This window comes from Streptomyces sp. NBC_00247 (assembly GCF_036188265.1).
GTDB lineage: Bacteria > Actinomycetota > Actinomycetes > Streptomycetales > Streptomycetaceae > Streptomyces.
In genome coordinates this window covers 2,040,100-2,053,710 of the sequence record NZ_CP108093.1, presented here as the reverse complement: position 1 = coordinate 2,053,710, position 13,611 = coordinate 2,040,100, and the positions used below count along the sequence as shown (strand labels likewise).

General features: G+C 69.9%; 12 protein-coding genes and 1 riboswitch. Of the genes, 5 read left to right on the top strand and 7 right to left on the bottom strand.

Going from position 1 to position 13,611, the window contains the following annotated elements:
- Positions 1-12 precede the first annotated feature (12 nt).
- The 7 genes from OHT52_RS08385 to OHT52_RS08355 all read right to left on the bottom strand — a co-directional run bounded on the left by OHT52_RS08385 (position 13) and on the right by OHT52_RS08355 (position 8,019).
- Positions 13-1,029 carry a ribonucleotide-diphosphate reductase subunit beta gene (locus tag OHT52_RS08385; protein ID WP_387374814.1) on the bottom strand — a complete coding sequence of 339 codons (1,017 nt, stop codon included), beginning with the start codon at positions 1,027-1,029 and terminating at the stop codon, positions 13-15.
- A complete protein-coding gene (locus OHT52_RS08380) occupies positions 1,029-3,440 on the bottom strand; it encodes a ribonucleoside-diphosphate reductase subunit alpha (RefSeq protein WP_328719501.1) in 2,412 nt (803 codons plus the stop codon). Before OHT52_RS08380 ends, OHT52_RS08385 begins: the two co-directional genes overlap by 1 nt.
- 142 nt (positions 3,441-3,582) lie before the next feature.
- Positions 3,583-3,745: riboswitch (cobalamin riboswitch) on the bottom strand.
- Between the two features lie 70 nt (positions 3,746-3,815).
- A complete protein-coding gene (locus OHT52_RS08375; RefSeq protein ID WP_328719500.1) occupies positions 3,816-4,328 on the bottom strand; it encodes a GNAT family N-acetyltransferase in 513 nt (170 codons plus the stop codon).
- A 56-nt stretch (positions 4,329-4,384) separates the two neighbouring features.
- Positions 4,385-5,026 carry a hypothetical protein gene (locus tag OHT52_RS08370; protein WP_328719499.1) on the bottom strand — a complete coding sequence of 214 codons (642 nt, stop codon included), beginning with the start codon at positions 5,024-5,026 and terminating at the stop codon, positions 4,385-4,387.
- 142 nt (positions 5,027-5,168) lie between these two features.
- Positions 5,169-6,803 carry a monocarboxylate uptake permease MctP gene (gene mctP / locus OHT52_RS08365; RefSeq protein ID WP_328719498.1) on the bottom strand — a complete coding sequence of 545 codons (1,635 nt, stop codon included), beginning with the start codon at positions 6,801-6,803 and terminating at the stop codon, positions 5,169-5,171.
- Entirely contained in the window at positions 6,800-7,057 is a 258-nt protein-coding gene (locus tag OHT52_RS08360) for a DUF3311 domain-containing protein (RefSeq protein ID WP_328719497.1), read from the bottom strand. The genes mctP and OHT52_RS08360 overlap by 4 nt, the downstream gene beginning before the upstream one ends.
- A 197-nt stretch (positions 7,058-7,254) precedes the next feature.
- Positions 7,255-8,019 carry a GntR family transcriptional regulator gene (locus OHT52_RS08355; RefSeq protein ID WP_328719496.1) on the bottom strand — a complete coding sequence of 255 codons (765 nt, stop codon included), beginning with the start codon at positions 8,017-8,019 and terminating at the stop codon, positions 7,255-7,257.
- Positions 8,020-8,364: 345 nt separating this feature from the next.
- Between OHT52_RS08355 and OHT52_RS08350 the strand changes: the two genes are divergently transcribed.
- From OHT52_RS08350 to OHT52_RS08330, 5 genes are all read left to right on the top strand, one after another.
- Entirely contained in the window at positions 8,365-9,648 is a 1,284-nt protein-coding gene (locus OHT52_RS08350; RefSeq protein WP_328719495.1) for an extracellular solute-binding protein, read from the top strand.
- 86 nt (positions 9,649-9,734) lie between these two features.
- Positions 9,735-10,715: a carbohydrate ABC transporter permease gene (locus OHT52_RS08345; RefSeq protein ID WP_328719494.1), complete on the top strand. Its 981-nt coding sequence runs from the start codon at positions 9,735-9,737 to the stop codon at positions 10,713-10,715.
- A 56-nt stretch (positions 10,716-10,771) separates the two neighbouring features.
- Positions 10,772-11,551 (top strand): carbohydrate ABC transporter permease, encoded by a 780-nt coding sequence (locus tag OHT52_RS08340; RefSeq protein ID WP_443046776.1) that lies wholly within the window; start codon positions 10,772-10,774, stop codon positions 11,549-11,551.
- Positions 11,552-11,560: 9 nt separating this feature from the next.
- Positions 11,561-13,102 (top strand): glycoside hydrolase family 3 protein, encoded by a 1,542-nt coding sequence (locus tag OHT52_RS08335; protein ID WP_328719492.1) that lies wholly within the window; start codon positions 11,561-11,563, stop codon positions 13,100-13,102.
- Between the two features lie 168 nt (positions 13,103-13,270).
- Positions 13,271-13,591: a hypothetical protein gene (locus OHT52_RS08330; protein WP_328719491.1), complete on the top strand. Its 321-nt coding sequence runs from the start codon at positions 13,271-13,273 to the stop codon at positions 13,589-13,591.
- The last annotated feature ends 20 nt before the right edge of the window (positions 13,592-13,611 follow it).

Sequence of the window (13,611 nt, the reverse complement as noted above, 5' to 3'; positions counted from 1 at the left end):
GGACCGGGAGGATCAGAAGTCGTCGTCGAAGCCGACCGTGCCCTCCACCGCGACCTGGTAGGCGGACGGGCGCCGCTCGAAGAAGTTCGTCAGCTCCTGCACGCCCTGGAGCTCCATGAACGAGAACGGGTTCTCGGAGCCGTACAGCGCCGGGAAGCCCAGCCGGACCAGGCGCTGGTCCGCGACGCACTCCAGGTACTGGCGCATCGACTCGGTGTTCATGCCCGGCAGGCCCTCGCCGCACAGGTCGCGGCCGAACTGGAGCTCCGCCTCCACGGCCTCCTTCAGCATGTCGGTGACCTGCTGCTGGAGTTCGTCGTCGAAGAGGTCCGGCTCCTCCTTGCGGACGGTGTCCACGACCTCGAAGGCGAAGTTCATGTGCATCGTCTCGTCGCGGAACACCCAGTTGGTGCCGGTGGCGAGGCCGTGCAGCAGGCCGCGCGAGCGGAACCAGTAGACGTACGCGAACGCGCCGTAGAAGAACAGACCCTCGATGCAGGCCGCGAAGCAGATCAGGTTCAGCAGGAACCGGCGCCGGTCGGCCTTGGTCTCCAGCCGGTCGATCTTCTCGACCGAGTCCATCCAGCGGAAGCAGAACTGCGCCTTCTCGCGGATCGACGGGATCTCCTCCACCGCGTCGAACGCGGCGGCACGGTCGTCCGGGTCGGGCAGGTAGGTGTCGAGCAGCGTCAGATAGAACTGGACGTGCACGGCCTCCTCGAACAGCTGCCGCGACAAGTACAGCCGTGCCTCGGGGGAGTTGATGTGCTTGTACAGCGTCAGCACGAGGTTGTTGGAGACGATCGAGTCGCCCGTGGCGAAGAACGCCACCAGCCGGCCGATCATGTGCTGCTCGCCCGGGGACAGTTTGGCGAGGTCGGCCACGTCGGAGTGGAGATCGACCTCCTCCACGGTCCAGGTGTTCTTGATCGCGTCCCGGTAGCGCTCGTAGAAGTCCGGATAGCGCATGGGGCGCAGGGTCAGCTCGAAGCCCGGGTCGAGCAGGTTCTTGTTCATGTCGGTGGTCATTACTGGCAGGCCTCGCAGGACTCGGGGTTTTCGAGGGAGCAGGCGAGGGCCTCCGCGTCGGAGTAGGCCTGCTGCACGGGGACGGTGGCGGGGGCGGGGGCGGCGGCCTTCGCGGTGCCGGAGGCGGCACGGGCGATCCGGGTCGCCGGACGCGAACGCAGGTAGTACGTCGTCTTCAGCCCCTGCTTCCAGGCGTACGCGTACATCGAGGAGAGCTTCCCGATGGTCGGCGTCTCCAGGAACAGGTTCAGCGACTGGCTCTGGTCGAGGTACGGCGTACGGGCGGCGGCCATGTCGATCAGGCCGCGCTGCGGGATCTCCCACGCGGTGCGGTACAGCGCGCGCACCTCCGCCGGAATCCAGCCGAAGCCCTGTACCGAGCCGCTCGCGTCGCGCAGCGCCTCACGGGTCCGCGCGTCCCACACGCCGAGCCGCTTCAGCTCGTCCACGAGGTACGCGTTGACCTGGAGGAACTCACCGCTGAGCGTCTCGCGCTTGAAGAGGTTGGAGACCTGCGGCTCGATGCACTCGTACACCCCGGCGATCGAGGCGATGGTCGCGGTCGGCGCGATGGCGAGCAGCAGCGAGTTGCGCATTCCGGTCTTCGCGATCCGGGCGCGCAGCGCCTCCCACCGCTCCGGCCAGGCCGGCGCCGTGTCGTAGTGGTCCGGGTGCAGCACCCCGCGCGCGGCGCGGGTCTCGCTCCACGCGGGCAGCGGGCCGGACTTCTCCGCGAGGTCGCAGGAGGCCTCGTACGCGGCGAGCATGATCCGCTCCGAGATACGGGTGGAGAGCTCGCGGGCCTCAGGGGAGTCGAACGGCAGCCGCAGCTGGAAGAAGACGTCCTGGAGGCCCATCGCGCCCAGACCCACCGGCCGCCAGCGGGCGTTGGACCGGCCGGACTGCCCGGTCGGGTAGAAGTTGATGTCGACGACCCGGTCCAGGAAGGTCACGGCCGTGCGCACGGTGGCGTCCAGCCGCTCCCAGTCGATCGCCCCGTCCGCCACGAAGGCGCCCAGGTTGACCGAGCCGAGGTTGCAGACGGCGGTCTCGCCGTCGTCGGTGACCTCCAGGATCTCCGTGCAGAGGTTCGAGGAGTGCACGACCCGGCCCGGCTCGGCGGTCTGGTTCGCGGTGCGGTTGGACGCGTCCTTGAACGTCATCCAGCCCTGGCCGGTCTGCGCCAGGGTGCGCATCATCCGGCCGTACAGCTCACGGGCGGGGATCGTGCGGCGGGCCAGGCCCTTCGCCTCGGCGGCCCGGTAGGCGGTGTCGAAGGCGTCGCCCCACAGGTCCACCAGCTCGGGCACGTCGGCGGGCGAGAACAGCGACCAGGCGGAGTCGGTCTCGACCCGGCGCATGAACTCGTCGGGGATCCAGTGCGCCAGGTTCAGGTTGTGCGTACGCCGCTGGTCCTCACCGGTGTTGTCGCGGAGCTCCAGGAACTCCTCGATGTCGGCGTGCCAGGTCTCCAGGTAGACCGCGGCCGCGCCCTTGCGCCGGCCGCCCTGGTTGACGGCCGCGACGGAGGCGTCCAGCGTCTTCATGAACGGCACGATGCCGTTGGAGAGCCCGTTGGTGCCCCGGATCAGGGAGCCGCGCGAGCGGATGCGGGAGAACGACAGACCGATGCCGCCCGCGTGCTTCGAGAGCCGCGCCACCTCGTGGTAGCGGCCGTAGATCGAGTCCAGTTCGTCCAGCGGGGAGTCCAGCAGATAGCAGGAGGACATCTGCGGGTGGCGGGTGCCCGAGTTGAAGAGCGTGGGGGAGGAGGGCAGGTAGTCGAGCCGGCTCATCAGTCCGTAGAGCGCCTCGACCTCGTCCACCGCGCCGGCGGAGTCGTTCTCGGCCAGCCCGGCGGCGACCCGCAGCATGAAGTGCTGCGGGATCTCCACGACCTGGCGGGTGATCGGGTGGCGCAGCAGGTAGCGGCTGTAGAGGGTGCGCAGGCCGAAGTAACCGAAGCGGTCGTCGGCGCCGCCCGCGAGGGCCTCCTCGACCAGGGCGTCCAGCCGCTCGGCGTGCAGTTCCACGAACGCCGCCGTACGGTCCGCGATCAGGCCCTCGCGGTGGCCGACGGCGACCGAGGCGGAGAAGGACACCGCGCCCTCACCGGCCGCCTCGGCGGCGATGGTCCGGGTCAGCAGCCGGGCGGCGAGCCGCGAGTAGGCGGGGTCCTCCGCGATCAGACCGGCGGCCGATTCGGTGGCCAGGGTCAGCAGCTCCGCCTCGTCGGCGTGCGCGCTGCGGCCCCGCAGCGCGGCGGCGGCGACCCTGCCCGGGTCGGTGTCCGGCAGGTCCGCGGTGAGGGCGGTCAGGGTGCGCAGCAGTGCGGCCCCGGGGCCGTCGGCGGGTTCGGTCGCTGCGGTGGCTGCGGGCACGGACGCCGGATCGGCGGGCGCGATGGTCACGGTGGTGCTCTCCCTCGCTCGGCTCTGGACCGGCGGGGGATGGGGAGGGCCGCGGGGCGCGCCACCTGGAGACGGGCGGCACCGCACACGGCGTCCACCGGCCCAACCGCGAGGCCCGGACGTACGGGCGTCCGGTTCGGGTGAGCCGGACGCGCTGTCGGCAGGTAGCCGGACTCGAAGGTGCGCGAAACGCGCGGTTCACACCGTTGCGGGACAGTTCCGGATTCGCACCGGATTCCCCTGCGACGACAGCGAGACGAGCATACATGTGGTGGCCGGGGAGCACCGACACCCCACATGTAGTGGCGGTGAGGGGCGGTGTTCCCGTACGGGGACGGGCGCGACGGGCCGTCCGGGGCCTCTGGCGGCGGGCTCTCAGCCCCTGCCGGCCAGGTCCAGCCGGTAGGTGAGCAGGGTCAGGCCCGGCACGGGAGACCAGTCGCGCTCCGGGGTGCGGGCGAAGCCGAGGCGGTGGTAGACCCGGTGCGCCCCGGCCATCGCGGGCTGGGTGGAGAGAGCGAGACCGGTGACCCCGGCGGTGGCCCGGGCACGTGCCGCGCACGCCCGTACGAGCGCCTCTCCGGCTCCCCGACCGCGCCCGGCTCTGCCCACGGCCAGCATGCGGAACTCCGCCTCGTCCGGCGGTGCGACGTCGCACATGGGGCTGCCGGGCGGCGCGTACGTCACCCCGCCGAGCACCGTGCCGTCGGCGTCGACCGCCACCAGCACCTCCGCCACGGCGGCCCGGCCGGACACGTCCCGCAGCCGGTCCAGATAGGGGTCGTCCTCGCCTCCGCCCAACAGGCCGTCACCGAGGTACGCCTGGGCCGTGATCTCGCCGAGGAGCGCGTACTCCTCGGGTTCGGCCCTTCTGATCGTCAGGTCCATGACCGCCATTCTGCGTGGTCCACGGGCCCGGGGGACAGGCCGGTGCGGGGCGGGGCTCAGCCGCTCGCGCCCACGTGGTTGTCCGGGGCGCCGTCGCCCTCCGGCGGGAGGTCGCCGCGCTCGATCGGCTGCGACCCGGGGGCCTGGCCGAGTGGCGGGAGGACGGTGTCGAGCTCCGCGTCGTCCGCCAGGTGGGCCGCGTCGGCCGCCGCACGCAGGGTGTCCCGGTCCGCGGCGGCGAGTTCGGCGCTCACCGTCACCACGAGATCCCCCTTGGTGCGGGCGTAGGCGCGGCCGAGGGCGGTCTCGCTGTACCAGCGCTCGCCCTCGCGCTCGCAGACGGTGTATCCGGCCGAGCCGTCGCTCACCGGCTTCTTGCCGCAGTCGGCGGGGGAGTAGTCGGCGCGCTCCACGCCGAGCTGGATCACGTGTCCGTGCTTGTCCGTGTAGGAGCTGCCGAAGCCGTCGTCGCCCAGCACGCCCACCGACTGCGTGGCCAGGGTGTAGCCGGGCACCTCGGTGACGTACACGCGGTCGGTCCGGGTCTGGAGCGCCGTCGCCCGCGCCTCCAGCTCGGCGTGGTCCGCTACGCCCTCCGGGGCTTCGGCCCCCGCCACGGCGTGCTCGGTGCCGCAGCCGACGAGGGTGAGGACCAGCAGGGCGGGCCACAAGCCGTGCAGTCGCGCGCGAGATGTCATGAGCACATCCTTCCGTACGGGTCTGGCGGTCCGGCCGCGGGGCGGGAACGCCGCCGGGCCGCCGCCCCTCCCGGTGAGGGAGGACGCGACGGCCCGGTGGTCGGTTTCGCCCCGGCGTTCCGGCCCGGCCCGCCGGAGCGCGTCAGTGGCCGCCCGGCGCACCCACGGTGGCCGGCGCCAGCTTCTCCTGCACGCCGGGGTCGCCGACGTCCGCCGTGTAGTCCTCCGGCGAGGTCTCGTCGATGCCCGCCGGCGCCTTGAGCGCGTTGAGTACGAGGGTCACCACGATCACCACCACGACGTTCAGCACGAACGCGGTGAGGCCGATGTAGCCGATCTCGCCGATGCCCGGGATCTCCTTGGACGAGCCGCCGAAGTGCTTCTGGGTCGGGGAGGCCACGCCGTACGCGGCGAGGGTGCCGTACAGCATGCCCGCCGCCCAGCCCGCGATGAGCGCCCAGCGGTGGAACCACCGGGTGAACAGCCCGCCGACCAGCGCCGGCATCGTCTGGAGGATCCAGATCCCGCCCAGCAGCTGGAAGTTGATGGCCACGGTCTTGTCCATGGTGAGGACGAAGACCAGGGCGCCGACCTTCACCAGGAGCGAGACCAGCTTGGAGACCTTCGTCTCCTGGGCGGGCGTCGCGTCCGGCTTCAGGAACTCCTTGTAGATGTTCCGGGTGAAGAGGTTCGCGGCGGCGATGGACATGATGGCCGCCGGTACCAGCGCGCCGATCCCGATCGCGGCGAAGGCGACCCCGGCGAACCAGTCGGGGAACATGTTCTCGAAGAGCTGCGGGATGGCCAGCTGTCCGTTGGCCACCTTGACCCCGGCCGCGATGGCCATGAAGCCGAGCAGGGCCAGCAGGCCGAGCATCAGCGAGTACAGCGGCAGGATCGTGGTGTTGCGGCGGATCACCTCACGGCTGCGGCTGGAGAGCGTCGCCGTGATCGAGTGCGGGTACATGAACAGCGCCAGAGCCGAGCCCAGCGCCAGGGTGGCGTAACCCCACTGGCCGGACACTCCGGGCACGATACCGGCGACCGTCTTGCCGGCCGCCTCGTTGGCGGCGGAGAACTTCGCGTTCGCCCCGGCGAAGACCTCGTCGAAGCCGCCCAGCTTGATCGGGATGTAGATGATCGCCACCGCGATGACCAGGTAGATCAGCCCGTCCTTGACGAACGCGATCAGCGCGGGCGCGCGCAGGCCCGAGGAGTAGGTGTACGCCGCGAGCACCGCGAAGGCGATCAGCAGCGGCAGGTCCTTGAGGAACCAGTTGGTGTTCTCGCCGCCGCCGACGCCCATCACGTCCAGCACCGCCTGGATGCCGACGAGTTGCAGGGCGATGTACGGCATCGTGGCGAGGATGCCGGTGAGCGCGACCGCGAGCGACAGTCCCCGGGAGCCGAAGCGGCCCCGGACGAAGTCGGAGGTGGTGACGTACCCGTGCTTGTGCGACACGGACCAGAGCCGCGGCAGGAAGGTGAAGATCAGCGGGTACACCAGGATCGTGTACGGAACCGCGAAGAAGCCCGCGGCCCCCGCCCCGTAGATCGCCGCCGGGACGGCGACGAAGGTGTACGCGGTGTACAGGTCGCCGCCCAGCAGGAACCAGGTCACCCAGGTCCCGAACGACCGCCCGCCCAGGCCCCATTCGTCCAGGCTCTGGGCGTTGTCCGCGCGCCGCCAGCGGGCGGCCATGAACCCGACGACGGTGACCGCCAGGAAGAAGAAGACGAAGACGCCGAGCGCGACGCCGTTCACACCGTCCTTCATGCGGAGACACCCCCCTTGCGGGAGCGCTGGTCGCGCTTCCAGAGCGTGTACGCGAGCATCGTCAGCCCGGTCGAGATGATCACCCAGAGCATCTGGTACCAGTAGAAGAACGGGATACCGATGAACGCCGGGTCGGCCTTGGCGTACGAGCCGACCCAGAGCAGCGCCACGAACGGAGCGGCGAGGCATATCGCGATGACCACCCGGACCGGCGTCACCGTCGGGGGTGGGGTGGGCAAGGGCACTTCTGACATGGTCTGACTCCGTTCCTCGCTGACCGCCGGTGGGTCCGGCCGGTGCCCCGGCCGGGTGCACCGGCCGTATGACTTCCCGGCGACGGGACTGTTTCCGTCAACGGCACGGAGAGGGAACGGATGTGGTTCATCGATGGCTGAAAGTGATCGCTACGGGTTCGATCCCTGGCACGCGCGGGTGAACGGAACCGGTCCGCTCAGTCCAGCGGACGCTTGAGCCGGGCCACGAACTTGTACCGGTCGCCCCGGTAGACCGAGCGCACCCACTCCACCGGTTCCCCCCGCCCGTCGAGGGAGTGCCGGGAGAGCATCAGCATGGGAAGACCCACGTCGGTGCCGAGCAGCCCCGCCTCGCGCGGAGTGGCGAGCGAGGTCTCGATCGTCTCCTCGGCTTCCGCGAGCCGGACGTCGTAGACCTCGGCCAGCGCCGTGTAGAGCGAGGTGTACTTCACCAGCGAACGGCGCAGCGCCGGAAAGCGTTTGGCCGAAAGGTGCGTGGTCTCGATGGCCATCGGCTCCCCGCTGGCGAGCCGCAGCCGCTCGATGCGCAGCACCCGGCCGCCGGCCGTGATGTCCAGCAGCCCGGCCAGGGCCTGGTCGGCGGTCACGTAGCCGATGTCCAGCAGTTGGGAGGTGGGTTCGAGGCCCTGTGCCCGCATGTCCTCGGTGTACGAGGTCAGTTGGAGCGCCTGGGCGACCTTCGGCTTGGCGACGAAGGTGCCCTTGCCCTGGATGCGTTCGAGCCGGCCCTCGACGACCAGCTCCTGGAGCGCCTGGCGCACCGTGGTGCGGGAGGTGTCGAACTCGGCCGCGAGGGTGCGTTCCGGCGGCACGGGCGTGCCGGGCGGCATGGTGTCCGTCATGTCGAGGAGGTGGCGCTTGAGCCGGTAGTACTTGGGCACGCGCGCGATGCGCGTACCCGCTCCCGTGCCGCCTCCGGGGCTGCCCTCACCGGCGCTCATGGTCCCTCTCCCCGATTGCTGTGCTGCCGTCACCGGCTCCTCCGTACTTCGCGGCTCACATGGTGGCACGGTCCGGCCGAGGGGGCGCCGTTCTCCCCTTCGGCTCGTGTCGTCGGCCCGCCGTCCCATGGCGATCCAGGTGTGGGCGCTTTCGATCAAAAGCCCCTAGGTGTCGGTCCTATAACGGACGCGAGTGCACTTCTTATACACCCTTGACACCCCTAAAGGTCTAGGCCAAGCTCCGGGTGCTGGTCTAAACCATTAAAGACCAGGTCCAGCCCCAGCAGTACTCGTCGAATGTCTTCGCGGTGGGCGGGGTTGCAGCATCCCTGAGGAGGGTTTGACGTGAAGCGCAAGCTCATCGCGGCCATTGGCGTCGCGGGCATGATGATCTCGATCGCGGCATGTGGCTCGGACGACACCGAGAAGGACACCGCCAAGCCGGCAGGTCCGGACAGCTACAAGGGCCAGACGCTGACGGTGTGGGCCATGGACGGCTCGACGCCCGACCAGTGGCAGAAGGACCTGAGCGCGGCGTTCGAGAAGAAGACCGGCGCCACGGTCAAGTTCGAGGTCCAGAAGTGGGACGGCATCCAGCAGAAGCTGACGACCGCCCTCTCGGAGGAGAACCCGCCGGACGTCTTCGAGATCGGCAACACCCAGACGGCCGCCTACGCGAAGTCGGGCGGCCTCGCCGACCTCGGCGACGTGAAGTCGGAGATCGGTACCGACTGGGCCGAGAGCCTCAACAAGGCGTCGGTCGTGGACGGCACCCAGTACGCCGCGCCGTGGTACTTCGCCAACCGCGTGGTCATCTACAACAAGTCCGTCTTCGCGGATGCCGGGATCACCGACACCCCGAAGACCCGCGACGAGTTCTTCGCGGACCTGGACAAGATCAAGGCGAAGGGCAAGGCGGAGCCCCTCTACCTGCCCGGCCAGAACTGGTACTTCTTCGACGGCCTCACCATCGGTCAGGGTGCCGACCTCGTGAAGAAGGACGGGGACAAGTGGGTCTCCAACCTCGCCGACCCGAAGATCGGCGCGGCGATGGACATCTACAAGAAGTACCAGGCCTACTCCAAGGCCCCCAAGGACAAGGACGAGGCCACCCCGCAGCAGGCCGACGTCTTCGCCAAGGGCAAGACCGGCGCCTTCATCGGCATGGGCTGGGAGGCCGGCACGGCCATCGCCGCCAACCCCGCCATCGAGAAGGAGATCGGCTACTTCACCATCCCGGGTGAGACCGCCGACAAGCCCGAGGGTGTCTTCCTCGGAGGCTCCAACCTCGCGGTCGCCGAGGGCAGCAAGAAGAAGGACCTCGCCAAGGAGTTCCTGAAGCTCGCGCTCTCCGACCAATTCGAGGGCCAGCTCGCCAAGCTGAACGGTGTCATCCCGAACAAGGAGTCGCTGAACAGCAACCTCACGGGCAACGTGGTCGCCGAGGCTGCCGCGCCGGCCGCCAAGGTCGGTGGCACCACGCCGCTGATCCCCGAGTGGGCCGCCGTCGAGAACGCGCCCAACCCGATCAAGACCTTCATGACCGCGGTCCTGAACGGCAAGTCGAACGAAGAGGCCGCCAAGCAGGTCGAGGCGGAGCTCAACAAGCGCCTCGCGCAGCAGCAGTAAGACCGAGCTGCCGGGTGCGGACTCCACCGAGGAGTCCGCACCCGGCAGCCGAGTTGTCCCATGGTGCCAAGAAAGAGATGGCGAGCATGACCGTGCAGACCGAACGGCCGCCCTCCGGTCCGGCGGAGGTCAAGAAGCGGGCCGACCGCACACCGGGCCCGTCCGGTATCGGCGGCAGAAAAACGCAGCTGGCCCCCTATCTGCTGCTGGCCCCTCCGGTGGCCGTGACCCTGGTGTTCCTCGGCTGGCCGCTGGTGAAGAACACCCTGCTGTCGTTCCAGAACCTCAACATGCGGCAGCTGATCCAGCACATTTCCGAGTGGAACGGCGTCGACAACTACAAGGAGATCCTCGGCAACGCGGACTTCTGGAACGTCACCGGCCGGTCGATCGTTTTCGCGGGCACCAACGTGGTCCTGATCATGATCTTCGGTACGCTCACCGGACTGCTGCTCGCCAAACTCGGCAAGCGCATGCGGGTCACGCTGCTCATCGGCCTCGTCCTCGCATGGGCGATGCCCGTCATCGCCGCGACCACCGTCTACCAGTGGCTCTTCGCCTCGCGGTTCGGTGTCGTCAACTGGGTGCTGGACAAGATCGGCTTCCACTCGATGGCCGACTACAACTGGACCGGCAGCCAGTTCTCCACCTTCTTCGTCATCACGGTGCTCATCGTGTGGCAGTCGATCCCCTTCGTGGCGATCAACCTGTACGCCGCCACCACGACGATCCCCAAGGAGCTCTACGAGGCCGCCTCGCTCGACGGCGCCGGCGCCTGGAAGAGCTTCACCTCGGTCACCATGCCGTTCCTGCGGCCCTTCCTCTTCGCGACCACCTTCCTCGAAGTCATCTGGGTCTTCAAGGCGTTCGCCCAGGTCTTCGCGATCAACGAGGGCGGCCCGGACCGGCTCACCGAGATCCTGCCCGTGTACGCCTACATCGAGGGCGTCGGCAACCAGCACTACGGCATGGGCTCGGCCATCGCGCTGCTGACCATCGTGATCCTGCTCCTGCTGACCTCCTCCTACCTCCGGATCGTTCTCAAGCAAGGGGAGGACGAGCTGTGAAGCGCTCGGCTTCGTCACGTTTCGGCCGTATCTGGCCCAACGCCACGGCGCTCGTCATGGTCGTCGGCTTCGTCTTCCCCGTGTACTGGATGTTCGCCACGGCCTTCAAGCCGACCCCGGACATCGTCTCGGACGACCCGGTGTGGATCCCGACCCACATCACGCTCGACCACTTCCGGACCGCGCTCGCCGCCGACAACTTCTGGACCATGGTCCGGAACTCCCTCACCGTCACCGTCGTCGCCGTGGCCCTCTCCCTCGCCCTCGCGCTGGCCGGCTCGTTCGCCCTGGCCCGGATGCGCTTCAAGGGACGCAAGGGGTTCATCATCGGCTTCATGGTGGCCCAGATGGCGCCGTGGGAAGTCATGGTCATCGCGATCTACTTCATCGTGCGTGACTCGGACATGCTCAACAGCCTGATACCGCTGACCCTGTTCTACATGGTCATGATCCTGCCCTTCACGCTCCTGACCCTGCGGGGCTTCGTCGCCTCCGTGCCCAGGGAGCTGGAGGAGTCCGCGATGGTGGACGGCTGCACCCGGCCGCAGGCGTTCGTCAAGGTGATCCTGCCGCTGCTCGCGCCCGGCCTGATGTCCACCTCGCTGTTCGGCTTCATCACCGCCTGGAACGAGTTCCCCCTCGTCCTGGTCCTGAACAAGCAGGCGGAGGCGCAGACCCTGCCGCTGTGGCTGTCGCAGTTCCAGACCCAGTTCGGCGACGACTGGGGTGCCACCATGGCGGCCTCCTCCGTCTTCGCGGTCCCGATCCTCGTCCTCTTCGTCTTCCTGCAGCGCAAGGCCGTGAGCGGTCTGACCGACGGCGCAGTGAAGGGATAGTGCGGCCCCATGACCACTCTTGCCTCCTCCACCGACACCGTCACCCGTGACGCGCTCGCGGTCCTCCAGCCGGGCTTCACCGGCACCACCGCGCCCGACTGGCTGCTGCGCCGCGTCGGCGAAGGCCTCACCTCCGTCGGCCTGTTCGGCCGCAACATCGTCTCGCCCGGCCAGCTCGCCGCGCTCACCGCCCAACTGCGGGCCGAGTGCGACGACGTACTCGTCGCCATCGACGAGGAGGGTGGCGACGTCACCCGCCTGGAGGTGCGCGACGGCTCGTCCTTCCCCGGCAACCACGCCCTCGGTTCCGTGGACGACCCCGCGCTGACCCGGGCCGTCGCCCACGAGTTGGGCCGCCGGCTCATCGAGTGCGGCGTCAACCTCAACTGGGCGCCGTCCGCGGACGTCAACTCCAACCCGGACAACCCCGTCATCGGCGTACGCTCCTTCGGTGCCGATCCCGCCCTGGTGGCCCGGCACACCGCCGCGTACGTCGAGGGCATCCAGGCCGCCGGGGTCGCCGCCTGCACGAAGCACTTCCCCGGCCACGGCGACACCGCGGTCGACTCGCACCACGCGCTGCCCCGGATCGACGTCGGTCTGGAGACCCTGCACGCCCGCGAACTGGTGCCCTTCAAGGCCGCCATCGCCGCGGGGTCGAAGTCGGTGATGAGCGCGCACATCCTGCTCCCCGCCCTCGACCCCGACCGCCCCGCGACGCTCAGCCCGCAGATCCTCACCGGTCTGCTCCGCGGTGAACTCGGTTACGAGGGACTCATCGTCACCGACGCGGTGGAGATGCAGGCCATCGCGGCGACGTACGGGATCGAGCGCGGCTCGGTCCTCGCGATAGCGGCCGGCGCCGACGCCCTGTGCGTCGGCGGCGGGCTGGAGGACGACGCCACGGTGGAGCGGCTGCGCGACGCGCTGGTCGCCGCCGTGCGCGGCGGGGAGCTGGCAGAGGAGCGGCTGGCCGACGCCGCCGCACGTGTACGGGCACTCGCGTCCTGGACGCGCGGTGCGAGGGGGGCGGTCCCGGAGCCGGGCGCGGCAGTGCAGGAGGGGACCGCGCCCGGCACCGCGACCGGACTGCCCGACGGGTACGACGCGAACATCGGTCTCGTCGCGGCCCGCCGCGCGGTACGGGTGAGCGGTGACGGCCCCCGGCTGGACGCTCCGGTCCACGTCGCCGCCTTCACCCCGGTGGCCAACGTCGCCGTCGGCGCCGAGACCCCGTGGGGCGTGGCCGCCGAGCTGACCCGCCTGCTGCCCGGCACCACCGGTGCGACCTACGGGATCGACAGCGGGGACCCGGTGGCGGACGCCCTCGCGGCCGCGGGGGAGCGTCGCGTCGTCGCGGTCGTCCGCGACGCCCACCGCCACCCGTGGATGGCGGCGGCGGTCGACGCCCTGCTCGCCCGGCGCCCCGACACGGTGGTCGTGGAGATGGGCCTGCCGTACTCCGCGCCGAGGGGGGCGCTGTACGTGGAGACCCACGGTGCCGCCCGCGTCTGCGGCCTCGCCGCGGCGGAGGCCCTCACCGGGGCGTGACGGCGCGCGCGACTGGCGGAGGGGCCGGTCACCACCTGGGACGCTGCAGGCGAATTCCGCGGCAGCCTCCCACCTGGTGACCGGCCCCTCCGCCTTCGGGGCCGCCGCCCGATCATGGCTGGTTCTACCGCATTGCCCGGGAACTCCGGGCCCTGGGAACCTGGTGTGATGGTCGATACCCATTCGCGTAGGTACCTGCTGGTGGTCCGCCGAATATTCTGGGCCGGCGTCCTGCTCTTCGGCCTCGGCCTGACCGCCGGTTGGTCCGCCAAGGGGCATCGGGCGACCGCGTGGGAGTGCGATCCGGTGTGCCGGCCCGCGACCAGCGCCACTTGGCGGGCCGTCTCGGACACGGCCATGGTGTCAGTCGTGCTCGGCACCGCCCTCGCTGTGGCCGCTTTCCTCATGATCATGCTCCGCCGCCCACGCGCCGAGCCGGACACCGGCAGTCAGCGGTCGGCAGTCACGCGCGACGACGGCGGCCCGTGAGCGGGCGTCCTGCAGAAAAT

Coding starts and splice junctions, on each gene's coding strand:
- OHT52_RS08385 (WP_387374814.1), bottom strand. CDS start 1,029: ATGACCACCGACATGAACAAGAACCTGCTCGACCCGGGCTTCGAGCTG.
- OHT52_RS08375 (WP_328719500.1), bottom strand. CDS start 4,328: ATGGACCTGACGATCAGAAGGGCCGAACCCGAGGAGTACGCGCTCCTC.
- OHT52_RS08370 (WP_328719499.1), bottom strand. CDS start 5,026: ATGACATCTCGCGCGCGACTGCACGGCTTGTGGCCCGCCCTGCTGGTC.
- mctP (WP_328719498.1), bottom strand. CDS start 6,803: ATGAAGGACGGTGTGAACGGCGTCGCGCTCGGCGTCTTCGTCTTCTTC.
- OHT52_RS08360 (WP_328719497.1), bottom strand. CDS start 7,057: ATGTCAGAAGTGCCCTTGCCCACCCCACCCCCGACGGTGACGCCGGTC.
- OHT52_RS08355 (WP_328719496.1), bottom strand. CDS start 8,019: ATGAGCGCCGGTGAGGGCAGCCCCGGAGGCGGCACGGGAGCGGGTACG.
- OHT52_RS08345 (WP_328719494.1), top strand. CDS start 9,735: ATGACCGTGCAGACCGAACGGCCGCCCTCCGGTCCGGCGGAGGTCAAG.
- OHT52_RS08340 (WP_443046776.1), top strand. CDS start 10,772: ATGGTCGTCGGCTTCGTCTTCCCCGTGTACTGGATGTTCGCCACGGCC.
- OHT52_RS08335 (WP_328719492.1), top strand. CDS start 11,561: ATGACCACTCTTGCCTCCTCCACCGACACCGTCACCCGTGACGCGCTC.
- OHT52_RS08330 (WP_328719491.1), top strand. CDS start 13,271: ATGGTCGATACCCATTCGCGTAGGTACCTGCTGGTGGTCCGCCGAATA.